Here is a 22,046-nt window from a genome sequence, read left to right as displayed (position 1 = left end):
GCGCGCGATGAAGCCTTGCGGATACGCCCGATCGCGCGCAAGCGCGCTCCCACCGGCTTCGACGCGGGCGCCGGTTTGCCTGCCTGCATGGAGTCCGCGGACAATGGGCGGCTGACGCACACGCGTTCTCCTTCCGAATACAGCGAGCCCAGCGCCATGACCATTGTCCGCATGACCGACCTCGACCTTTCCGGCAAGCGCGTGTTGATCCGGCAGGATCTCAACGTCCCCGTCGACGGGGGCACGGTCACCTCCGACCAGCGCATCACCGCGTCGTTGCCGACGCTGAAGGCTGCACTGGCGCAGGGCGCGGCAGTCATGGTGACTTCGCATCTGGGGCGGCCGAAGGAAGGCAGCTGGAGCGAAGCCGACTCGCTGGCACCGGTTGCCGCGCGGCTGTCCGAGCTGCTCGGCATCGACGTGCCGTTGGTGCGTGACTGGGTGGACGGTGTCGACGTCGCGCCGGGTCAGCTGGTGCTGCTGGAAAACTGCCGCATGAACGTCGGCGAGAAGGATGACGATGAGGCGCTGTCGAAGAAGTACGCAGCGCTGTGCGACATATTCGTCATGGACGCGTTCGGCACCGCGCACCGTGCGCAGGCGTCGACGCACGGCGTGATCCGTCATGCGGTCACCGCCGCCGGCGGCCCGCTGCTGATGGCCGAACTCGATGCGCTGGCCAAGGCGCTCGACGCGCCGGCGCGCCCGCTACTGGCCATCGTCGCCGGCAGTAAGGTGTCGACCAAGCTCGAGCTGCTGTCGTCGCTGGTCGGCAAGGTCGACCAGCTGATCGTCGGCGGCGGCATCGCCAACACCTTCATCGCCGCGCTGGGTCACAGTGTCGGCAAGTCGCTGGTCGAGACCGATCTGCTCGACACCGCGAAACAGATCATGGCCGACGCCAAGGCACGCGGCGCCGACATTCCGGTGCCGACCGACGTCGTCGTCGCGCCTGCGTTCGCCGCCGATGCACCGGCGACGGTCAAGGCGGTGGATGCGGTCGACGCCAACGACATGATCCTCGACATCGGCCCGGACACCGCGAAGCGCTACGCCGCGATGATCAATGAGGCCGGCACCGTGGTCTGGAACGGCCCGGTCGGCGTGTTCGAGTTCGATGCGTTCGGCAAGGGCACCGAGGCGCTGGCGCGCGCGGTCGCGTCGTCGAAGGCGTTTTCGATCGCCGGCGGCGGTGACACGCTGGCGGCGGTCGACAAGTACGGCATCGCCGATGACGTGTCCTACATCTCCACCGGTGGCGGCGCGTTCCTCGAATTCCTCGAAGGCAAGACGCTGCCGGCGGTCGCGGCGCTCGACGCGCGCGGCGCATGACGCACGCGCTGTTCTTCGATCTCGACGGCACGCTGATCGACTCGGAGCCGGGCATCCTCGGCGGCATCGCACACACGCTCGATGCGCTGGGGCATCCGCCGCTGTCGCGCGAGGCGCTGCTGCCGTGGATCGGCCCGCCGCTGCGCGACAGTTACGAGGCGCTGTTCGACGGCGACCGGTCGCGCGCCGAGCGCGCGGTCGCGCTGTATCGCGAACGCTACGACGCGCAGGGCTGGCGCGAGCATTCGGTCTACGCCGACATTCCGGAGACGATCGCCGCGCTGCAGGCCGCCGGTCACCGGCTGGCGGTCGTCACCTCGAAGAACGAAGGCTTCGCGCGGCGCATCCTCGAGTCGCTGCCGTTCGGTGCGGCATTCGAGACCGTGGTCGGCGCCAGCGACGACGGCATGCGCCGTTACAAGCGCGAACTGATCGCCGAAGCGCTGTCGCGGCTCGCGCTGACCGCGGCGGACGCGATCATGATCGGCGACCGTCGCTACGACATGGAAGGCGCGTGTCAGCACGGCATGCGCGGCATCGGCGTGCTGTGGGGCTTCGGCGCTGCGGATGAGCTGCATGCCGCGGGCGCGGATGTCGTCGTCGATTCGCCGGCCGCGCTGCGGGCCGCAATCGCCTGAGCGACGTGACCGTGCACGGGTCGCGTTCAGTACGAGACCCGGCGCCGCAAATGCGCGCCGCGCCGCGTGCTTTAACGCTTCGCCAACCCCCCACCGCCGCTTCGCTGCGAGGGTGATGCGGCGGCGATTCGCCGCGACGTGGAGGGCAGCATCATGAAGACACGGACCCGTTGGGGCCTCGGCATCCTCGCCACCTGTCTGCTGGCCGGTGCCGGCATCGCCGGCGCGAACGGATTCCCCGGCGCCGAGATGTATTACGACGATGCCGGCGTGCTGGTCGGCGAGGCGACGTTCGGGTGTGTGCCGAACCAGGCCTGGGGTGAGGTGACCGACAACGTGGTGGTCCGCGCCGGCTGCGGGGTTTCGCAGTAAGCTTCGGGAACGGCGCGCCAGCTCTGGTGCGCCGTTTCCATGTTGCCGTGCAACGTGCGGCTGACCACCGGTGGACATTAGACTTGGCGCCATGACCACGACCGACCTGCCTTCCGTTCCGGCGCACCGTCGCCGCACCCGTATTCTCGCCACGCTGGGCCCCGCGACCGACGCGCCCGGCGTCCTCGATGCGCTCATCGCCGCCGGCGTCAACGCGGTGCGCCTCAACTTCTCGCACGGCGATCCGTCCTCGCAGCAGGTGCGCGCCGAAGCGGTGCGCGCCGCGGCCGATCGCGCCGGTGTCGAGATCGGCATCCTCGCCGACCTGCCGGGTCCGAAGATCCGCATCGAGAAGTTCGCCGAGGGCAAGGTGCAGCTGCGCGCCGGCGCGCGCTTCGATCTGGTCGCCGATCCCGCGGCGCCGCCGGGCACCGTCGATGAAGTCGGCGTCAGCTATCTCGGCCTGCCGGGCGACGTGGAAGCCGGCGACGTGCTGCTGCTCGACGACGGCCTGATGCAGCTGCAGGTCACTGCCGTCGAAGGCGCGCGCATCGTCACCACCGTGCTCAATGACGGCGTGCTGTCGAACCGCAAGGGACTCAACAAACAGGGCGGCGGCCTGTCGCTCGGCGCGCTGACCGACCACGACCGCCAGCTGATCAAGGTCGCGGCCGACATCGGCGTCGACTTCATCGCGGTGTCGTTCTGCCGCAACGCCGCCGACATGGAAGAGGCGCGTTCGATCGCGCGCTCGCACGGCAGCGATGCCGCCCTGGTGTCGAAGATCGAGCGCACCGAGGCGATCGACAATCTCGCCGAGATCATCGACGCCAGCGACGTGGTGATGGTCGCGCGTGGCGATCTGGGTGTGGAGATCGGCGATGCCGAGCTGCCGGGCCTGCAGAAGAAGATCATTCGCGAGTCGCTGGCCCGCAACAAGGTGGTGATCACCGCGACGCAGATGCTGCAGTCGATGGTCGAAAGCCCGATGCCGACGCGCGCCGAAGTGCTGGACGTCGCCAACTCGGTCATCGACGGCACCGATGCGGTGATGCTGTCGGCCGAGACCGCCGCCGGTGCGTATCCGGTGCGCGCGGTCGAAGCCATGGCGCGCATCTGCGTCGGCGCCGAACGGCAGTTCGCCCACGACACCGATTTCGAAAAGGCGCAGCGCAACCTCGAACGCGCCGACCATGCGATCGCGATGGCGGCGATGTTCCTGTCCGAGCACGTCGGTGTCGGCGCGATCGTCGCGATGACCGAATCCGGCGGCACCGCGCGTTATCTGTCGCGATTCCGCGGCGGCGCATCGATCTATGCGTTCGCCCGTCACGACGGCGCACGCCGGCGCATGTCGCTGATGCGCGACGTGTTCCCGTTCAACTACGACAGCCGCGGCCAGACCCCGCGCGAAGCCGCGCGCGGCAGCGTGCGCCTGCTGGTCGAAGCGGGCCTGCTCGGCCCCGGCCAGCGCGTCGTGTTCACCAGCGGCGAGCACATGGAAACCCACGGCGCCACCAACACGTTGCGCCTGCTGCAGGTCGGCGTCGACGGCCGCGCCGAGGGGCTGGGCGAGCTGTAACGCCAGCTGTGCGTTCGCTGGCTGCGCCAGCGACGCGCCGTCTCCGAAGGCCCGGCCGATGCGCCGGGCTATAATCGCGGCCCTTTCCCGTCGCGATCCCGGAACCCGTCATGAGCATCGAACAGCTTGCCGAAACCGCCCAGGCCATGGTGGCGAAGGGCAAGGGCATCATCGCGATCGACGAGTCGACGGGCACGATCGGCAAGCGCTTCGAGCAGGTCGGCATTCCGAACAACGAAGAAAACCGCCGCGCCTACCGCGAGCTGCTGCTCACCACGCCGAAGCTGTCGGAGCACATCAGCGGCGCGATCCTGTTCGACGAGACCCTGCGCCAGTCGACCAAGGCCGGTGTGCCGTTCGCCAAGTACCTCACCCAGAACGGCATCATCCCGGGCATCAAGGTCGACAAGGGCACGCATGCGCTGGCCGGCTTTCCGGGCGAGCTGGTGACCGAAGGCCTCGACGGCCTGCGCGCGCGCCTGGAGGAGTACTACAAGCTCGGCGCGCGGTTCGCCAAGTGGCGCGCGGTGATCACCATCGGCGAAGACATGCCGTCGGGCACCTGCATCGACGTCAACGCGCACGCACTCGCACGCTACGCCGCGCTGTGCCAGGAGCAGGGCCTGGTGCCGATGGTCGAGCCGGAAGTGCTGCTCGACGGCGACCACGACATCCAGACCGCGTACGAAGTCACCGAGGTCGTGCTGCGCGGCGTGTTCGATGCGCTCTACAGCCAGAACGTCATGCTCGAAGGCACGATCCTCAAGGCGTCGATGGTGGTGCCGGGCAAGGACTGCGAGGAAGACGCGGATGTCGAGGAAGTCGCCGAAGCGACCCTGATGTGCCTCAAGTCTTCGGTGCCGGCGATCCTGCCGGGCATCGTGTTCCTGTCGGGCGGCCAGTCGGACGAACTGGCGACCGCACATCTCGATGCGATGAACCGCCTCGGCCCGAATCCGTGGCCGCTGTCGTTCTCCTACGGCCGCGCGATGCAGCAGGCCGCGCTGAAGCTGTGGTCGCAGGATCTCACCGGCAATGTGCGCAAGGCGCAGGACACGGTCTATGCGCGCGCCCGCGACAACGGTCTGGCCGCGCAGGGCAAGTTCAACGGCTGATCGCGATACCCGCATCGCTTTCCGGGAACGCCGGCCTCGTGCCGGCGTTTGCGTGTGCGGCGATCAATCCGCGAGTGCGGCCTCGTAACGCGTCAGCATCGCGGCATCGAAGCAGCAGAACAGCACCTGCGTCGGCAAGTCGCCGGTCCAGGCGCGCACGGTGTCGACGGCGATCTGCACCGCCTGGTCGATCGGATAGCCGTAGACGCCGCAGCTGATCGCCGGAAACGCGATGCGTGCGAGCCCGTGTCCGGCCGCGAGCGCGAGGCTGCTGCGATAGCAGGCCGCAAGCATTCCGGCTTCGCCGGCATCGCCGCCGCGCCATACCGGTCCGACGGTGTGGATCACCGAATGGGCCGGCAGTCCGAACCCCGGCGTGATCCGCGCTTCGCCGGTCGGGCAGCGCACGCCCGGACGCACCTGCGGCAGAGCCCGGCAGGCCTGCAGCAGGGCGGGCCCGGCAGCGCGATGGATCGCGCCGTCGACACCGCCGCCACCGAGCAGGGTTTCGTTCGCGGCGTTGACGATCGCATCGGCGTCGACGCGGGTGATGTCGGCCTGACGGGCTTCGAGAATCGGCATGCAGGCAGGCTCGGCGCCGCTGCGTGGAGGCCGGGTGAGTCCCGTGCGCGCGGCCGGCGATTAGGCTGGTCCGGCATTTCCGAGCGCCGAGGTCATCGATGAGCGTCATTTCCCGATCCACACGCCTGCACGTGCCGCTCGCGGTCCACGATGCGCTGCGGCGCGGCAGCGCGATCGAGGCGATCAAGCAGTTGCGCGACGCGAATCCCGGGCTGAAGCTCGCGGACGCGCGCGATGCGGTGCAGCGTCTGGCGGAGAACCCGTCGGATGCGCTGGATCCCGACGACCGGTTCCGTCCCGCGGGCGGCGCCGCGCCCCCGTCGAGCGGCACGCTGCCCAGCGAAGTCGCCGCAAAGCTCGCGACCGGCAACACCGTCGATGCCGCGAAGCGCCTGCGCGACGTCAAGCCGGGACTGAGCGAGGAAGCGGCGCGCGACGCGATCGCGAACCACGGCTCGTCATTGATGCGCGAGGCCCGGCAGGAAACCGTGGTGCGTGGCGACAGCGGCCAGTTCGGCTGGGCTGGGTGCTCGCGCTGGTGATCGTCGGCGGTGGTCTGGCGATCTGGCTGGGCTGAGCGCCCAGCCCGCACCACGGGCACCCTGCAGGAGCACGCTCGCGTGCGATGGGCTTGACCGGCACCCGCCATCTCGCGCGAGCGCGGCCACACGAGATTTGTACCGGAACTCAGCCGGTCACGGCAGACCGGCCAGCCATTCGTCGTCGGAGCCTTCATTGATGTCCGCGAACAGGGGCGTGGAGAAGTAACGCTCGCCGGTATCGGGCAGCATCGTCAGGATCACCGCCCCGTCGGCAGCGGTCTTCGCGACCTGGAGCGCGGCGGCGAGCGTGCCGCCGGCCGAGATGCCAACGAAGATGCCTTCTTCGGCGGCGAGTCGACGCGCAGTGTCGATCGAGTCGGCATCGTCGATCGACAGCACCCGGTGCGCGACATCGCGATTGAGCACGCCAGGCACGAAGTCGGGTGTCCAACCCTGCACCTTGTGCGGCGCCCATTCCTTGCCCTGCAACAGCGCGGCACCCGCCGGTTCGCAGGTCACGATCTCCACTTCGGGTCGCGCGACTCGCAATACCTCGCCCACGCCGGTGAGCGTGCCGCCCGTGCCCCAGCCGGTGACGAAATGATCGAGCCGGCGGCCGGCGAAATCTCGCAGGATCTCGGCGGCCGTGGTCTGCCGGTGGTACGCCGGATTGGCGGGGTTCTCGAACTGGCTGGCCCAGAACCAGCCGTGCTCCTCGGCCAGCGCCTTCGCGCGCTTGACCATGCCGCTGCCGCGTTCGGCGGCGGGGGTGAGGATCACCTTGGCGCCATAGGCGCGCATCAGCTTGCGGCGTTCGATCGAGAAGGTTTCGACCATCGTCGCAACGAACTTGTAGCCGCGCGCCGCGCAGACCATCGCCAGCGCCACGCCGGTATTGCCCGAGGTCGCTTCGACGACGGTGTCGCCGGGCTTGAGCAGGCCACGCTGTTCGGCGTCGAGAATGATCGCCAGCGCGAGGCGGTCCTTGACCGAGCCGCCGGGGTTGAACGACTCGACCTTGGCGTAGAGTTCGACGTTCGGCGGGGCGATGCGGTGCAGACGCACGACCGGCGTATTGCCGATGGTCTGGAGAATGTTGTCGTACAGGGCCATGGGGGTGCCTCGACACGGGCGCTGGGCGCGGTCGGACCAGACTGGGCCATAACGCACGAGGCTGCCAGCGGTTGACGTGGAACGCTGTTTTTTCATGCCCATCCGATGGCACAGGGAACGTCACGGACCAGCGGGTAAGATCGGCCGGTTTTCCGTCCCGGTAGCATCCCTTGTCCCAGTCGCATGTCTCCGTCCGACCCGCGTTTCCGTTGCGGGCCCTTGGTCTGGCCGCCGCGCTCGTGCTGTCCGCCTGCGGCGGGGGCGAGGCCGGACCGTCCGGCCAGGCCGCAGCCGCGCCCGTACCGGTGACGACGACCGTCGCAGCGCCGCGGCAATGGAACGACAGCGTCACCGCGCTGGGTACCGTGAATGCGCGCGAGTCGATCACCGTGACCGCCAAGGTCAGCGAAATCGTGCAGCGCGTGCACTTCGACAGTGGCGACGAGGTCGCGGCCGGCGCGCCGCTGATCACGCTCAGCGGCAACCAGCAGCAGGCCACGCTGCAGGCGGCCGAGGCCGCGGCGATCGATGCCGACAGCCAGTTCCGTCGTGGCGCCGAGCTGGTCGACAGCCAGCTGATCGCGCGCGCGTCGGTCGACACCTTGCGCGCGAACCGCGACTCGGCGCGCGCCAACGTCGCCGAGATGCGGGCCAACATCAGCGACCGCACCATCCGCGCCCCGTTCGCCGGCGTGCTGGGGCTGCGCCAGGTGAGCCCGGGCGCACTGGTCACCCCCGGCACGCCGATCGCCACGCTCGACGACATCGGCGCGGTCTACGTCGATTTTCCGGTGCCCGAGACGCAGCTCTCGCGCGTGGTCAACGGCCAGCGCCTGTTCGGCCGCGTGGCTTCGTTCCCGGGTCGCGATTTCGAGGGCGTCGTGCAGACGGTCGATGCGCGCATCGATCCGCAGTCGCGCGCGGTGACCGTGCGCGGCGCGTTCGAGAATCCGGATCGCGAGCTGCGCCCCGGCATGCTGGTGCAGGTGCGCCTGCAGCAGGCGGCGCGCGAGGCGCTGATGATTCCCGAGATCGCGGTGATCCAGGTCGGCCGCGATACCTTCGTCTATCGCGTGCGCGAGGACGAGATCGTCGAGCAGGCACCGGTGACGGTCGGCGTGCGCGCGGAAGGCCTGGTCGAGATCCTCGAGGGGCTGGAGCCGAACACCCGCATCGTCGTCGACGGCACCGGCAAGCTGCGCCCCGGCATGCAGATCACCGAGGGCACGGTGCAGGAAGCGAAAGCGCAGCAGGCCGACGAGGCCGCACCGGCGGGTAACGCCCAGTGAAGCTGTCCGATCTCTCGATCAAGCGGCCGGTCTTCGCGGCCGTCATCAGCCTGCTGCTGGTCGTGCTGGGCATCATGGCGTTCATGCGCCTGACGGTGCGCGAACTGCCGAACGTCGATCCGCCGATCGTCTCGGTCGACGTCAGCTATGCCGGCGCGTCGGCGGCTGTCGTCGAAACCCGCATCACCCAGATCCTCGAGGACGCGCTGGCCGGCATCGAGGGCATCCGCACGATCGAGTCGCGCAGCCGCAACGGCCGCTCCGACGTCACCATCGAGTTCAATCTCAACCGCGACATCGAAGCGGCGGCCAACGACGTGCGCGACGCGATCAGCCGCGTCATGGACCGCATGCCGATCGAGGCCGACCCGCCGGAGATCTCCAAGGTCGAGGCCGACGCCGATCCGATCATGTGGCTCAACATGCGCTCCACGGTGATGGACACCATGGAGTTGAGCGACTACGCCGATCGCTACGTCGTCGACCGTCTGTCCTCGCTCGACGGCGTGGCCCGCGTGCAGCTCAGCGGCGCGCAGCGCTACTCGATGCGCATCTGGCTCGACCGCGATGCGATGGCCGCGCGCGGCATCACCGCCAACGACGTCGAGACCGCGCTGCGCAACGAGAACGTCGAACTGCCGGCCGGCCGAATCGAATCGGAAACCCGCGACTTCACCCTGCGCGTGGAGCGCGGCTATCGCGAACCCGAGCAGTTCGCGACGATCCCGCTGCGCCGCGGCGACGACGGCTACGTGATCCGCATGGGCGACGTGGCCCGGATCGAACTGGGCACGGCCGAGCGTCGCTCCTACATGCGCAGCAACTCGGTGCCCAACGTCGGTCTCGGCATCGTGCGCACCTCGATCGCCAACGCGCTGGACGTCGCCCACGCCGCGCGCGCCGAGGCCGAGCGCATCCAGCAGACGCTGCCCGAAGGCACCGAGATCTTCGTCGCCGCCGACAACACCGTCTTCATCGATGCGGCAATCAGCCGCGTGTACTGGACGCTGGCCGAAGCGATGGGCCTGGTGTTCGTCGTCATCTGGCTGTTCCTGGGCAGCCTGCGCGCGGCGCTGATTCCCGCGATCACGGTGCCGGTGTGCCTGGTCGCGGCCTTCATCGCGCTGTATGCGTTCGGCTTCTCGATCAACCTGCTGACCCTGCTCGCGCTGGTGCTGTGCATCGGCCTCGTCGTCGACGACGCGATCATCGTGCTGGAGAACGTGCAGCGCCGCGCCGATCTCGGCGAGCCGCCGCTGGTCGCGGCCAAACGCGGCACCGCGCAGGTCGCGTTCGCGGTCATCGCGACGACCGCGGTGCTGGTCGCGGTGTTCCTGCCGGTCGGTTTCATGGAAGGCAATTCCGGACGGCTGTTCCGCGAACTGTCGGTCGCCCTGGCCGGCGCGGTCGCGCTGTCGGCGTTCATCGCGCTGACGCTGACGCCGATGATGTGCTCCAAGCTCGTGCGCCCGCAGAGCCACAAGAAGACCGGCTTCAACGCCTGGACCAACCGCCACCTCACGCGCCTGTCCAACGGCTACGGCCGTCGCGTCGGTGGGCTGGTCGCATTGTCGGGTGGCCGTCTGTTGCTGCTCGTGGTCGGCGCGATGGCGGTCTGCGCCGTGGCCGCGGTGCTGCTGTACTGGCGCGTGCCCAGCGAACTGTCGCCGGCCGAGGACCGCGGCCGCTTCTTCATCGGCGTCGATGGCCCGGAAGGTGCGGGCTACGACTACACGGTCGCGCAGATGCAGCAGGTCGAGCGGATCTTCGCGCCGCTGGTCGGCGACGACCAGCCGATCGAACGCGCCAACTCGCGCGTGCCGCGCGGCTGGGGCGGCAGCGAGGACATGCACACCGGACAGATCGTGGTGTTCCTGCAGGACTGGCGCACGCGCGACGTCAGCACGGCGTCGGTCGTCGAACAGCTGCGCGGCCAGCTGGCCGAACTGCCGGGCGTGCAGGCGCGCGCCAACGTGCCCGGTGGCCTGGTCGGCGGTCGCGGCCAGCGTTACCAGCTGGTGCTGGGCGGTCCTGACTACGCCGAGATCGCGCAGTGGCGCGATCGCATGCTGGCGCGCATGCGCGAGAACCCGGGCATCCAGGATCCGGATTCCGACTACAAGGAAACGCGTCCGCAGATGCGCGTCGACATCGACCGCGCGCGCGCGTCCGATCTCGGCGTCTCGGTGCAGGAGATCGGCCGCACGCTGGAAACCATGATGGGCCAGCGCCAGGTCACGACCTTCGTCGACAACGGCGAGGAATACGACGTGCTGCTGCAGGCGGATCGCGACCGTCGCATGTCGCCGTCCGATCTCACCGGCACCTTCGTGCGCGGCCGCGACGACACACTGGTGCCGCTGTCGAATCTGGTGACGCTCAGCGAGATCGCCGAGCCCGGCAGCTTCAACCGCTTCAACCGTCTGCGTGCGATCACCATCGCCGCAGGCCTCGCGCCGGGCTACACGATGAGCGAGGCGATCGCGTGGACCAACGAGGTCGCCGCCGAGGAACTGCCGGACTACGCGCAGGTCGACTGGAAGGGCGAGAGCCGGGAATTCCAGGAAGCCGGCGGCGCGGTGCTGCTGACCTTCGCGATGGCGTTGCTGATCGTCTATCTGGTGCTGGCGGCGCAGTTCGAGAGCTTCATCCATCCGCTGTCGATCATGCTGACGGTGCCGCTGGCGGTGCTCGGCGCGCTGCTCGGACTGTGGGCGACCGGCAGCACGCTGAATCTCTTCAGCCAGATCGGCATCGTGATGCTGATCGGCCTGGCGGCGAAGAACGGCATCCTGATCGTCGAGTTCGCCAACCAGCTGCGCGATGACGGCCGCACCGTGCGCGAAGCGATCGCCGAAGCCTCGGCGGTGCGCCTGCGCCCGATCCTGATGACCTCGGCAGCGACGATCATGGGCGCGATCCCGCTGGTCGTGGCCGGCGGTCCGGGTTCGGCGAGCCGGGCGACGATCGGCATCGTGGTGATCTTCGGTGTCGCGTTCTCGACGCTGCTGTCGCTGTTCGTCGTGCCGGCGTTCTATGCGCTGCTCGCGCCGTTCACGCGTTCGCCCGAAGCACTGGCGCACGAACTCGAGCGGCTCGAAGGCGAGACGCCCGAAGTCAGCGGCCATGCCTGACGCCGCGCGCTGGGACGCGGTGCGCCTGGGCGGCGCGGGCTTCGTGCTCCGCCGCTGGCGCGCCAGTGATCTCGACGCGCTGTTGCAGCACGCGGACGATCCACTGATCAATCGCGGCCTGAGTGACCGGTTTCCCAATCCCTATACGCGCGCCGATGGCGAGGCCTTTCTCGCCGGACACGTGGTCGATCTATCGCTGCCGGTGCTGGCGATCGAAATCGACGGCGCGGCCTGCGGCAGCATCGGCGTGCGCCGTGCCGCGAGCGGCGAGCGCGCGCATGCGGCGGAGCTCGGCTACTGGCTCGGCCGCGCGCACTGGAACCGCGGCGTGATGCGTCAGGTCGTCGCGCGGTACGTGCCCTGGGTGATGGATGCGCTGTTGCTGACGCGCCTGCAGGCCAACGTGCTCGACATCAATCCGGCTTCGGCGCGGGTGCTGCAGGCGAACGGTTTCGTCGAGGAAGGCCTGCTGCGCGGCGCGATCCGCAAACCCGACGGGCTGCACGATCTGCGCGTATTCGGACTGCTGCGCGACGCCGCGGTCGGCTGATCCACGCGCGAAAAGCCCGCCGGGCGGGGCACGCCGCGCGGAAATGCAGGTATCGTGTCCGCCAGTTGCGACGGGGATCGCGACAGCCACCCGACGGGAGCATCGCGCAACGTGGATACCTTACTCAGTGCATTGAACGGGCTGATCTGGAGCAAGGCGCTGATCGCGCTGTGCCTGGGCGCGGGCCTCTGGTTTTCGTTCCGCACCCGTTTCATGCAGGTCCGCGGCTTCGTCGAGATGACCCGGCTGACCTTCAGCGGCAAGAGCTCGAACGCGGGCGTGTCCTCGTTCCAGGCGCTGGCGATGTCGATGGCTGGCCGGATCGGCATCGGCAACATCGCTGGCGTCGCGACCGCGATCGCCTTCGGCGGTCCCGGCGCGGTGTTCTGGATGTGGGTGATGGGGTTCCTCGGCGCCTCGACCTCGTTCGTCGAGTGCACGCTGGCGCAGATCTACAAGGAAAAAGACAGCGAAGGCCGCTACCGGGGCGGCCCGGCGTACTACATCGAAAAGGCCATGGGTCTGAAGTGGTACGCGCTGGCATTCGCGTTCGCGACGCTGATCGCCGCCGGTCTGTTGATGCCGGGCGTGCAGGCGAACGCGATCGCCGACAGCATCGCCAACGCCTGCGTGGGCACCTCGGTCTGCGGCGACCTGACCGGCCAGTGGATGGGCATGGACGCGCGCACCGTGCTGAAGGCGGGGATCGGCATCACGGTGGCGCTGATGCTGTCGGTAATCATCTTCGGCGGCGTCAAGCGCATCGCGGCGTTCGCCGAACTGGTCGTGCCGTTCATGGCGCTGGCCTACATCTTCATCGCGGTCGCGGTGATGATCTTCAACTACGACTTCGTGCCGACGATGTTCCGCATCATCTTCGAGAGCGCGTTCGGCGTGCACGCCGGCTTCGGCGCGATGCTGGGCCTGGCGATCGAGTGGGGCGTCAAGCGCGGCATCTACGCCAACGAGGCCGGCCAGGGCACCGGTCCGCATGCGGCGGCTGCGGCCGAGGTGTCGCACCCGGCCAAGCAGGGGTACGTGCAGGCGTGGGCAATCTACTTCGACACGATGCTGGTCTGCACCGCGACCGCGTTCCTGATCCTGGCGACCGGCATGTACAACGTGATCATGCCCGACGGCACCGTGCTGCATCAGGCGCTGCCCGGCGTGGAAGCGGGCTCGGGCTTCGCCCAGGCAGGCATCGAATCAATCCTGCCGGGCTGGGGCGCGGGACTGGTCGCCGTGGCGCTGTTCTTCTTCGCGTTCACCACGATCATGGCCTATTACTACATGGCCGAAACCAACCTCACCTACCTCAACAACCACGTCGCCCGGCCGACCCGCACCCTGCTGCTGCGTCTCGCGATCCTGGGCATGGTGATCTTCGGCGCGGTGCGCAGCGCGGAGATGGCGTGGATGCTCGGTGACATCGGTGTCGGCCTGATGGCGTGGCTCAACATTGTCGCCATCCTGATCCTGCAGAAGCCCGCGATGCTCGCATTGCGCGATTACGAGACGCAGAAGAAGCAGGGGCTCGATCCGATCTTCGATCCCGACAAGCTCGGGATCCGCAATGCCGATTTCTGGCGCAAGGCCCCCTGATATGACGAAGTCCCCCTGGTCCGGCGGTGGCCGCGACACGCCCCGCACGCCGGCGCCCGCGCCGGGCCGCGACAGTCCGTGGGGCGCGCGTTCGCGTCCTGATACGCCTGCACCGCCGCGCGCTGCTGCGCCGCGGCCCGACGTGCGCGCGGACGTCGTGGAGGGCAGCGAAACCGAAGACCGGCGCGAGATGCGCCTCTACGGCCGCAACGCGATCGACGCCGTGTTCGCGCGTCGACCCGACGCGATCCGCAAGCTCTATCTGCTCGAGGCGCGCATTCCGCAGCTGCAGCCCCTGTTGAAGTGGTGCGCGGCGAATCGCGTCGGCTATCGCGTCGTCGCCGAAGACGATCTGCGCAAGCTCGCGGCCAGCTCGCACCACGAAGGCGTCGTCGCCGACGTACTGCGAGAGGCGCCGCAGTCGCTGGGCACCTGGCTGCTGTCGCTGCCGGCCGGTCCGGCGTGCGCGCTGTGGCTCGACGGCGTGGGCAATCCGCACAACCTCGGCGCGATCCTGCGCTCGGCCGCGCACTTCGGCGTGGGCGCGATCCTGCTGCCAAAGACCTCGCCGCTGGCGCTGTCCGGCGCCGCTGCGCGCGTCGCCGAAGGTGGCGCCGAATCGGTGCCGTTCGTGCGCCTCGGCCGCGACGACAATTCGCTGGCCCAGCTGCGCAGCGCCGGTTTCTCGCTCGCGGCGACCGTCGTGCGCGGCGGCGACAGTGTGTTCGCCAAACCGCTGCCCGACCGCATCGTCTTCGTCATCGGTTCCGAAGGCGAGGGCATGGATCCCGAACTCGCCAAGGCCTGCGATCTGCGTGTCGGCATCCCCGGCAGCGGCAAGGTCGAGAGCCTCAATGTCGCCTCGGCGACGGCCGTGCTGCTGGCGCAGTGGGCGGCTCAGCGCGCTTGAAGCCCGTGGAGGCTTTGCGACATCAGCGGACGCTCCTGAGCGCCGCAATCGCCTTGGCTGCGCTCTACGGTCTGTCCGCGTTGTCCGCGATGTGGCTGCATGCGCCACGCGTGCCGTACGCAGATGGTTGGCGCTACATCGCCGTCCTGGCGGATGCGCCGTTCCTGGACGGTGTACTGATGGTCAGCAACGGCCACCGCGAGGTGTTCCCCAATATCGTGCGCTGGCTGGATCTCCGCCTGTTCGGCGCATCGCAGCTTCTGCAGATCGTAGTCGGTATCGCCTTGCTGCTCGGCACGCTCGCGGTTCTCTGGCGTCCATTGGGGCGCCTCGCCCCGCTCACGCGCGTCGCTGCGTATCTGTGGGCAATCGTCGGTCTGTGCTGGCTCGGCAATGCGCGGGCCTTGGCGCATGCGCAGGAAAGCGTGCATGCCTATCTGGTGACACTTGCACTGGTCTGCGGAGTGACGCTGCTGGCTCGCGCGCCGCACGATGGCCGCGATGCCTGGCACCGTGGCCTTCTTGCGAGTGCTTGCGGTCTTGTGGCGACGTTTTCGTTCGGGTCAGGCGTCGCATGTTTCGGCGCGTTCCTGATCGTGCTCTGGTTGCGGCGCGCTTCGTGGCGCGATGCGTTGCCCATACTGTTCAGCGCGGGACTGGCCGCAGTGTCCCTGGCGATCGCGGGCGTCGGTGACGAGCGGATCGGCTTCGCGCCGTTGGTACAGGGCGAACGCCTGCTGCGCTGGCTCGCCGCGCCTTCCCTGTATGCCGCTTGGCCGTTGCTCGACCCCGAGATCGCCGCACGCCTGCCACTCGCTCCGCTGCGTGCACTGGTGCTGCCGGTCGCTGAGGGCATCTCCAACGTGACCGGTCCGGCACACGTCGCGCGCTGGCCGCACCTGCTCACAGGCGTGCTCGGCGCCGCCTGGCTGCTGGTCGCAAGCATTCGCTGCAGGTGCGCACCGACCGCTCCTGTCGTGGTCGGTCTCGGCGTCGCCTGGTTCGCGGTAGGCGTAGGTGGGCTGATTGCTCTGGCCAGACTGGGCTACTTCGAGCTGTATCCAGAGCAGTTGCTGGCGTCGCGCTACGTCGTCTGGTCGAGTCTGTTCTGGGCCGGACTCGCCTATGCGACGATCGCACGTGCTCGCAGCGCGACTGTATCGGGTGTCGCGATCGTCCTCGCGCTGGTGCTCATGCCGAGCCAGCTGTGGATGTGGCGGTATGCCGAACGGCTACAGGAAGTGGCGCTGCCGGTTGCGACAGCGGTTGCAGTGGGTGTGCTCGATCCTGCGTTGCCGCTCGGCGAGAATGTCGTCGGCGAACTGCGCGATGCATCGAAGCCGCTGGAAGCGCGCGGCGCAGCGATGTACGCCTGGCCGGAAACATCTTGGTTGGGACGCAGGCCGGACGCTGACGCAGTGCATGCGGTTGCCACCGGTGCACTGACGGTTTCAGGTTTCGAAGATCAACTGTCGCCCGGCGAAGCCGCAAGACGGGTGGAGTTCGCGACGCCGTCGACGCGCACCGAGCGCTGGCTGCTGCAGGACGAGGACGGGGTGGTGCGCGGACTCGCGACCCGTGATCCCCTCGATGCAAGGCGTGCGATCGGCTGGATGCGCGGCCCAGCGGAAGCGCCGCCGCGTGTGCTGGCGCTGCGCAAGGTCGACGGCAGCTAAGCGCGGGCACGTCTCACGGCTGCATGCTGCTATCACCGCTCGCAGCAATTCATCGGGCCGGGGACGTTACGACACGGCGTGCCGTCATCAGCGAAACGCCGCGACGCACCAGCATCAATGCTCCGGCGTCGCCTCGGTCTTCGGCGCACTGCCGAATCCGCCTTCCGACTCCGCCGCCAGCCACGCGAACACGGCGTAGGCGGCGGTGTTCTGCGCAACGGCGTCCGGGTCGACCTTGTCGAGCGTGTCGTTTGCGTTGTGGTGCAGGTCGAAGTAATCGGTGCCGTCCTGGCCCAGCCAGCCCCAGGCACCGCCCTTCGCAGCCAGCGGGGAAATGTCCGGGCCCGGGCCGCCCTTGTCCTGCAGGTAGTCGATGCCGAGCGGGCGCAGTACCTCGGCGATCGCGTCGCTGGTCGCGCGCTGTCCGGCCGGCGCGCTGGTGTTGAAACCGTAGATGCGACCGGCGCCGAAATCGCTTTCCGCGCCGATGATGTGCTGCGCGATGACGTCCGCGCCGCCGTGTGCCTCGGCGTAGGCGCGAGCGCCGAGCAGTCCCTGCTCTTCATTGGCGAACGCGACCACGCGCACCGTGCGGCGCGGGCGCTGCGGCAGCTGCGCGATCAGATGGCCGGCGGCCATCGTGATGCCGACGCCGGACGCATCGTCGACCGCGCCGGTGCCGAGATCCCACGAATCCAGATGCCCGCCGATCAGCACGATCTCGCCCGGCGCTTCGCGCCCCGTGATTTCGCCGATGACGTTCTGCGAGGTGTAGTCGCCGTTCCAACCGACATCCAGCGCCAGATGCACCTGCACGGGGCCGAGTCGCAACAGGCGCGCAAGCTGGTCGGCGTCGGGCAGCGACAGCGCAGCGGACGGAATCGGAGTGACATCAGCATCGAAGCGGGTGATGCCGGTATTGGCGACGCGGTGCGGACTGGTACTGATCGAGCGCATCAGATAGCCCGCGGCGCCCTTGCGCGCCGCGATCGACGGGCCGCGGCCACGCACCGGGCCCGCAGCGCCATATCCGCTGCCGTCGCGCGAGCGCGCCATCGGCACGTCGACGAACGCGAGCTTCCCGCGCAGCGTCGCGGGATCGGCCGCTTCCAGCGCGGCGACGCTGTCGAAGCGCACGAGTTCGGCGGTGACGTCGCCGGCGGGGCTGCCGCCGAGCGCGGTGATCACCAGCGGCTGCGCATGCGCGCCGACCACGGCCGCGTGCTCGCTGCGGCGCTCCCACTTCGGGAACGTTACCGGTTCGGTCCAGACCTTGTCGTAGCCGAGCGCCTCGAACCGGGCTTTGGCCCAGGCGACGGCGCGGGCGTCCGCTTCGCTGCCGGGCAGGCGCGGGCCGATCTCGGTGGTCAGCGATTCGATCAACCCGTATGCGGTGCCGTCCTGCGTGGCGCGTTCGCGCAATTGCGCGGCCTGTTCCAGCGCAGCCGCCGACAGCGGCGCGGCCTCAGGCGATTGTGCGAAGGCGGGAGAGGCGGCCAGCAGCGCGGTCGACAGCAGGGCAGTGGCCAGAGGCCTGATGGACGGAACGCGCATGTGGACGACTCCAGCGGTGAAAAGGGGTTCGACAAAACGGAAACGGGCCGCGGCATTGTCGCGCGCGGCCCGTCGGATGGCTCGAGCGTGTCTGGAACGCTGCGTCAGGCTTGCGGACGCAGCGAATCGCGGATCTCGCGCAGCAGCTTCACTTCTTCGCTCGGCTCGGCGGGCTTGGCCGGCTCCGGCGCCTCGGCCTGCTTGCGCTTCAGGCGGTTGATGAACTTGACCGCGAGGAAGATCGCGAACGCGACGATGGTGAACTGGATGATGGTGTTGATGAAGATGCCGTAGCCGATGGCGACCGCGGGAATCTCCTCACCGGTGGCGGCATCGACCGTCGCGGCGCGCAGCGTGACGGCCAGTTCGGTGAAATCGACGTTGCCGATCAACATGCCGATCGGCGGCATGATGATCTGGTCCACCAGCGCGGTGACGATCTTGCCGAACGATGCGCCGATGACGACACCGACCGCGAGATCGATGACGTTGCCGCGGACCGCAAATTCCTTGAATTCGGACAGAATGCCCATGGATCACTCCTGCACTGTGTAAGGGAACAAGCGCGGGTGACTATACCGACGGCGAAGTGATTTCGAGATGCAGTGCGATCACGTCGTCGAGCGCGGCGACGCAACGATCGCCCGGCTGCAGCGCGGCCACGCCGGCGGGCGTGCCCATGAAGACGAGGTCGCCGGCGCGCAGCGCGAACAGTTTCGACAGTTCGTGCAGGATTTCGGGTACGTCCCAGATCAGCTGGTCGAGCGTCGACGTCTGGCGCAGCGCGCCGTTGACCTGCAGTGACAGCGTGCGCGATGCAAGCGCGCCGATCTCTGCTGCCGGCACGAGTTCGCCGACCGGTGCGGACGCGTCGAAACCCTTGGCGATGTCCCACGGCAGGCCCTTCGCCTTGGCCGCGGCCTGCAGGTCGCGACGGGTGAGATCGAGGCCGATCGTGTAGCCGAACACCAGCGCCTGCGCGTCCTCGACCGCGAGCACGCCTGCAGGCGCGTCGGCACCGAGCGCGACGACCAGTTCGACCTCGTGATGCAGATCCTGCGTGGCGCTCGGGTAGGGCACCGCACCACCGGTCGTCACCGCATCGGCGGGCTTGGCGAAGAACACCGGCGTGCCGCGTGCGGCCTTCGAGGCCGGCGCCTCGGCACCCATTTCCTTCGCGTGGTCGGCGAAATTACGGCCGACGCAGTACACGCGGCGGACCGGGAAACGGCCACCGCCGCGCACCGGCAGGCGCACGGGCTCGAGAGCGGGCACGACATCGCGCGCGGGGTCGGTCATCGCGGGTCCTCGGCGCAACGCGCCATCAAGATGCAAGACAGGCGCGGCGCAGTCGCCGCGCGCGTTGGATCAACGCAGTGCGGCGTGGTCGCGGTCGCGCACGACGCGATATTCGGCGTCGACGATGCGCGTATCGCGGCGCGGCGCGGGGCCGCGGACGAGCAGGCGACGGGCGATGCCGAACAGGATCATCGCCGCGCCGATGAAGACGCCGGCGACGAGCAGCACCGCGAGCATCGCCACGCCGACCAGGCCGAGCGCGATGCGCAGCAGCGGGTGACGCGGTTTGCGCGGCGCGAACATCGCGCGCACGCCGGAGGCGTCGAATCGGGCATGGAGATCGCGGAAGAAAGGCTTGGACATGGGTTCTGTCAACGTCGTGACACAATGCGGCGGGTGGGCCGGCGACCAGTATCGGGCCCGGGCCGATCGGAGTTGTAATGTCTTCGTTAAATCCACGTGAAGCGCATGCGCCGCTGCTCGCGCTCGACGCCATTGCCGACGGCGGATTCGCCGAAGTGGAGGTGACGCTGGACGGCGATGCCGAATCGCTGGTGCTGTTCCGCGACGGCGCACGCGTACAGGCGTGGTTGAACATCTGCCCGCATGCGGGGCGTCGTCTCGACTGGGCACCCGGCCAGTTCCTGCGCGCGAAGACCGGTGAATTGGTGTGCGCCGCGCACGGCGCGAGTTTTTCGTTGACCGACGGTGTGTGTGTCGCCGGCCCTTGCCGTGGCGAGTCGCTGCGCGCGGTCGCGGTGCGCGTGCAGGACGGGCAGGTCGTGCTGGATTGAACGTGTCCGCGACGCATCACGCCTGCGGCGGAACGTGATCGCGCCGGTCAGAACAGCAGGTTGACCATCAGCACGACGATCACCGTGTAGATCAGCGAGATCGGCAGGCCGATCCGCCAGAGCTCGCGCGCCTTGTAGCCGGCCGGGCCGATGATCATCGACATCACCGGGTTCGACTGGGTCATGAAGTTGTTCGACGCCGACAGCGCGACGATCAGCGCGAACGCGGTCGGATTGCCGCCCACCGCGAGCGCGAGATTGATCGCCAGCGGCACGACGACGATCGTCGCGCCGACGTGGCTGATGACCATCGAGAACGCCGCGGTCAGCAGGGCAACCGCGATTTCCAGCACCCACACCGGCAGCCCGCTCGGCAACCGTTCGATCGTGTGCCCGGCGACCCATGCCGCCGCGCCGCTGGAATCCATCGCCCAACCCAGCGGGATCAGGCAGGCCATCAGGAACACGGTCTTCCAGTTGATGGCGCTGTAGGCCTCGTCCATCTTCAGCACGCCGAACACCAGCATGCCGGCGACGCCGGCCATCAGCGCGACCGAGGTCGGCACGCGCGAGGACAGCGCGATCAGCATCGTCACCGCGAAGATCGCCATCGCGATCTTGAACTTGTGCGGGCGCTGCTCGCCCTTCGGATAATCGGTGACGATGATGAAGTCGAGCGACTTGGCGGTCTTCGCCAGGTCCTGCCAGATGCTGTGCAGCACCAGCATGTCGCCAGCGCGCAGCGTCATCGAACGCACGTCCTCGCGGATCACCTGCTTGTCGCGGTTGATCGCGAGCAGGCGCACGCCGTACTTCTTGCGCAGGCTCAGTTCGGCCGCGGACTTGCCGATGAACTTCGAGGTCGGCGGCACCACGGCTTCGGCGATGCCGGCGCGGCTGGGATTGAACAGATCGCCGAAATTGCGCAGCCGCGTGCTCAGGCGCAGGAACTGGTTCTGGGCGAAATCGGCGACCTGCTGGCGCTGGCCCATCGCGCCGATCACGCTGCCGACCCAGATGCGCGCATCCGATGGCGGCGCGAGTCGCGATTCATTCTCGGACTTGAGCGCCAGCAGTACCGGCGCATCGTGGATCGATTCCGCTTCGCCGAAGGTCATGCCGACCAGCGGACTTTCCGCGGTCACCACGAGCTCGTAGACGTCACCGTCGATGCCGTAGGCGCTGGCGAAGTAACTCTGTGTACGCGCCGGCGTGACGTTGCCTTCGCCGTCGCCCAGATCGCCCAGCTGCCGGTTGCCGCGGAAATGGAAATAGGCGAGGCCCGCGGCGAGCAGCACCAGGCCGATCGGCAACGGCGCGAACATGTTGAGCGATTCGAGCGTCGCCGAGCCCGAGGGCAGGTTGGCATTGGCCGCGGTCAGCAGATCGTTGAGCAGGATCAGCGGCGAGGAGCCGACCATCGTCAGGGTGCCGCCCATGATGATGGCCACGCAGATGGGCAGCAGCATTTGCGCCAGGCGCAGACCCGAGCGCGATGCGAGACGCGCGGCGACCGGCATGTACAGCGCCATCACCGACGGGTTCTGCATCACCGAGGAGTTGAGGCCGGCGATACCGGCGGTCAGCATCAGCAGCCGGTCTTCCTGGCCCTTGGCCCGTCGCAGCAGCCAGCCCGCGAGGCGGTTCAGCGCGCCGGTGCGGTCGAGTCCCATGCCGAGGATCATCGTGGCGATGACGCTGATCGTCGCGTTCGACGAGAAGCCGTTGAATACGTCTTCCGGCGCGACCAGGCCGGTCAGGCCCAGCATCACCAGTACCACCAGCGCAACGAGATCGGCGCGCACGCGCTGGAACACGAACAGCACCATCGTCAGGCCCACGAGGGCCAGGACGATCTTCATGTCGGTGGTGAGGGCGAGCGCGGTGTCCATCAGCGTCGCAGGCCGTCCTGGCGCTGGGTGACGCAATGATCGGTGCGGGCGCGGGCCATCGGCCACAGAC

The 22,046-nt window shown here is 68.6% G+C and carries 20 protein-coding genes; 13 read left to right on the top strand and 7 right to left on the bottom strand.

Annotated features, from left to right (window positions below):
• Nucleotides 1-156 precede the first annotated feature (156 nt).
• From AC3A5T_RS11650 to AC3A5T_RS11630, 5 genes are all read left to right on the top strand, one after another.
• Nucleotides 157-1,332, top strand: coding sequence for a phosphoglycerate kinase (locus AC3A5T_RS11650; protein ID WP_487628704.1), 1,176 nt, complete (start codon nt 157-159; stop codon nt 1,330-1,332).
• On the top strand, nt 1,329-1,970 hold the full coding sequence (locus AC3A5T_RS11645) for an HAD hydrolase-like protein (RefSeq protein WP_487628703.1): 642 nt from the start codon (nt 1,329-1,331) through the stop codon (nt 1,968-1,970). Before AC3A5T_RS11650 ends, AC3A5T_RS11645 begins: the two co-directional genes overlap by 4 nt.
• A gap of 153 nt (nt 1,971-2,123) precedes the next feature.
• Nucleotides 2,124-2,342 (top strand): DUF6289 family protein, encoded by a 219-nt coding sequence (locus AC3A5T_RS11640; RefSeq protein WP_232137261.1) that lies wholly within the window; start codon nt 2,124-2,126, stop codon nt 2,340-2,342.
• 91 nt (nt 2,343-2,433) lie between these two features.
• Nucleotides 2,434-3,924 (top strand): pyruvate kinase, encoded by a 1,491-nt coding sequence (gene pyk, locus AC3A5T_RS11635; RefSeq protein WP_332078409.1) that lies wholly within the window; start codon nt 2,434-2,436, stop codon nt 3,922-3,924.
• Between the two features lie 110 nt (nt 3,925-4,034).
• A complete protein-coding gene (locus AC3A5T_RS11630) occupies nt 4,035-5,039 on the top strand; it encodes a class I fructose-bisphosphate aldolase (protein WP_332078411.1) in 1,005 nt (334 codons plus the stop codon).
• A 63-nt stretch (nt 5,040-5,102) separates the two neighbouring features.
• On the opposite strand, the gene AC3A5T_RS11625 is transcribed toward AC3A5T_RS11630, so the two are convergent.
• Entirely contained in the window at nt 5,103-5,621 is a 519-nt protein-coding gene (locus AC3A5T_RS11625; protein ID WP_487628702.1) for an O-acetyl-ADP-ribose deacetylase, read from the bottom strand.
• A 98-nt stretch (nt 5,622-5,719) separates the two neighbouring features.
• On the opposite strand from AC3A5T_RS11625, the gene AC3A5T_RS11620 reads away from it, so the two are divergent.
• Nucleotides 5,720-6,163: a hypothetical protein gene (locus AC3A5T_RS11620; RefSeq protein WP_487628701.1), complete on the top strand. Its 444-nt coding sequence runs from the start codon at nt 5,720-5,722 to the stop codon at nt 6,161-6,163.
• Nucleotides 6,164-6,316: 153 nt separating this feature from the next.
• Here the strand turns inward: AC3A5T_RS11620 and cysK are convergent, their stop codons facing one another.
• The gene (gene cysK, locus AC3A5T_RS11615; RefSeq protein WP_332078415.1) at nt 6,317-7,276 is read right to left on the bottom strand and encodes a cysteine synthase A; all 960 of its coding nucleotides are present in this window, start codon (nt 7,274-7,276) and stop codon (nt 6,317-6,319) included.
• Between the two features lie 209 nt (nt 7,277-7,485).
• Here cysK and AC3A5T_RS11610 point away from each other — a divergent pair, with 209 nt between their 5' ends.
• From AC3A5T_RS11610 to AC3A5T_RS11585, 6 genes are all read left to right on the top strand, one after another.
• Nucleotides 7,486-8,565 (top strand): efflux RND transporter periplasmic adaptor subunit, encoded by a 1,080-nt coding sequence (locus tag AC3A5T_RS11610; RefSeq protein WP_487628700.1) that lies wholly within the window; start codon nt 7,486-7,488, stop codon nt 8,563-8,565.
• The gene (locus tag AC3A5T_RS11605; RefSeq protein ID WP_487628699.1) at nt 8,562-11,699 is read left to right on the top strand and encodes an efflux RND transporter permease subunit; all 3,138 of its coding nucleotides are present in this window, start codon (nt 8,562-8,564) and stop codon (nt 11,697-11,699) included. Before AC3A5T_RS11610 ends, AC3A5T_RS11605 begins: the two co-directional genes overlap by 4 nt.
• Complete coding sequence (locus AC3A5T_RS11600; protein ID WP_487628698.1) at nt 11,692-12,249, top strand: GNAT family N-acetyltransferase; 558 nt, start codon at nt 11,692-11,694, stop codon at nt 12,247-12,249. Before AC3A5T_RS11605 ends, AC3A5T_RS11600 begins: the two co-directional genes overlap by 8 nt.
• Nucleotides 12,250-12,360: 111 nt before the next feature.
• A complete protein-coding gene (locus AC3A5T_RS11595) occupies nt 12,361-13,851 on the top strand; it encodes an alanine/glycine:cation symporter family protein (RefSeq protein WP_487628697.1) in 1,491 nt (496 codons plus the stop codon).
• A 1-nt stretch (nt 13,852) separates the two neighbouring features.
• Nucleotides 13,853-14,761 (top strand): TrmH family RNA methyltransferase, encoded by a 909-nt coding sequence (locus AC3A5T_RS11590; protein ID WP_487628696.1) that lies wholly within the window; start codon nt 13,853-13,855, stop codon nt 14,759-14,761.
• A 53-nt stretch (nt 14,762-14,814) separates the two neighbouring features.
• The gene (locus AC3A5T_RS11585; RefSeq protein WP_487628695.1) at nt 14,815-16,437 is read left to right on the top strand and encodes a hypothetical protein; all 1,623 of its coding nucleotides are present in this window, start codon (nt 14,815-14,817) and stop codon (nt 16,435-16,437) included.
• Between the two features lie 114 nt (nt 16,438-16,551).
• Here the strand turns inward: AC3A5T_RS11585 and AC3A5T_RS11580 are convergent, their stop codons facing one another.
• The 4 genes from AC3A5T_RS11580 to AC3A5T_RS11565 form a co-directional block, all read right to left on the bottom strand.
• The gene (locus AC3A5T_RS11580; RefSeq protein WP_487628793.1) at nt 16,552-17,976 is read right to left on the bottom strand and encodes a M20/M25/M40 family metallo-hydrolase; all 1,425 of its coding nucleotides are present in this window, start codon (nt 17,974-17,976) and stop codon (nt 16,552-16,554) included.
• Nucleotides 17,977-18,095: 119 nt separating this feature from the next.
• Nucleotides 18,096-18,524, bottom strand: coding sequence for a large-conductance mechanosensitive channel protein MscL (gene mscL, locus AC3A5T_RS11575; RefSeq protein WP_487628694.1), 429 nt, complete (start codon nt 18,522-18,524; stop codon nt 18,096-18,098).
• A gap of 40 nt (nt 18,525-18,564) precedes the next feature.
• Entirely contained in the window at nt 18,565-19,290 is a 726-nt protein-coding gene (locus AC3A5T_RS11570) for a fumarylacetoacetate hydrolase family protein (RefSeq protein WP_487628693.1), read from the bottom strand.
• Nucleotides 19,291-19,359: 69 nt separating this feature from the next.
• On the bottom strand, nt 19,360-19,653 hold the full coding sequence (locus tag AC3A5T_RS11565) for a hypothetical protein (protein WP_332078425.1): 294 nt from the start codon (nt 19,651-19,653) through the stop codon (nt 19,360-19,362).
• A 77-nt stretch (nt 19,654-19,730) separates the two neighbouring features.
• On the opposite strand from AC3A5T_RS11565, the gene AC3A5T_RS11560 reads away from it, so the two are divergent.
• Entirely contained in the window at nt 19,731-20,084 is a 354-nt protein-coding gene (locus tag AC3A5T_RS11560) for a Rieske (2Fe-2S) protein (RefSeq protein ID WP_487628692.1), read from the top strand.
• A gap of 47 nt (nt 20,085-20,131) precedes the next feature.
• On the opposite strand, the gene AC3A5T_RS11555 is transcribed toward AC3A5T_RS11560, so the two are convergent.
• Nucleotides 20,132-21,976 (bottom strand): SLC13 family permease, encoded by a 1,845-nt coding sequence (locus AC3A5T_RS11555; protein ID WP_332078427.1) that lies wholly within the window; start codon nt 21,974-21,976, stop codon nt 20,132-20,134.
• Nucleotides 21,977-22,046 lie beyond the last annotated feature (70 nt).

The organism is Luteimonas sp. Soil_C_16 (assembly GCF_057657295.1).
This window is presented reverse-complemented; position numbering and strand designations above follow the sequence as displayed.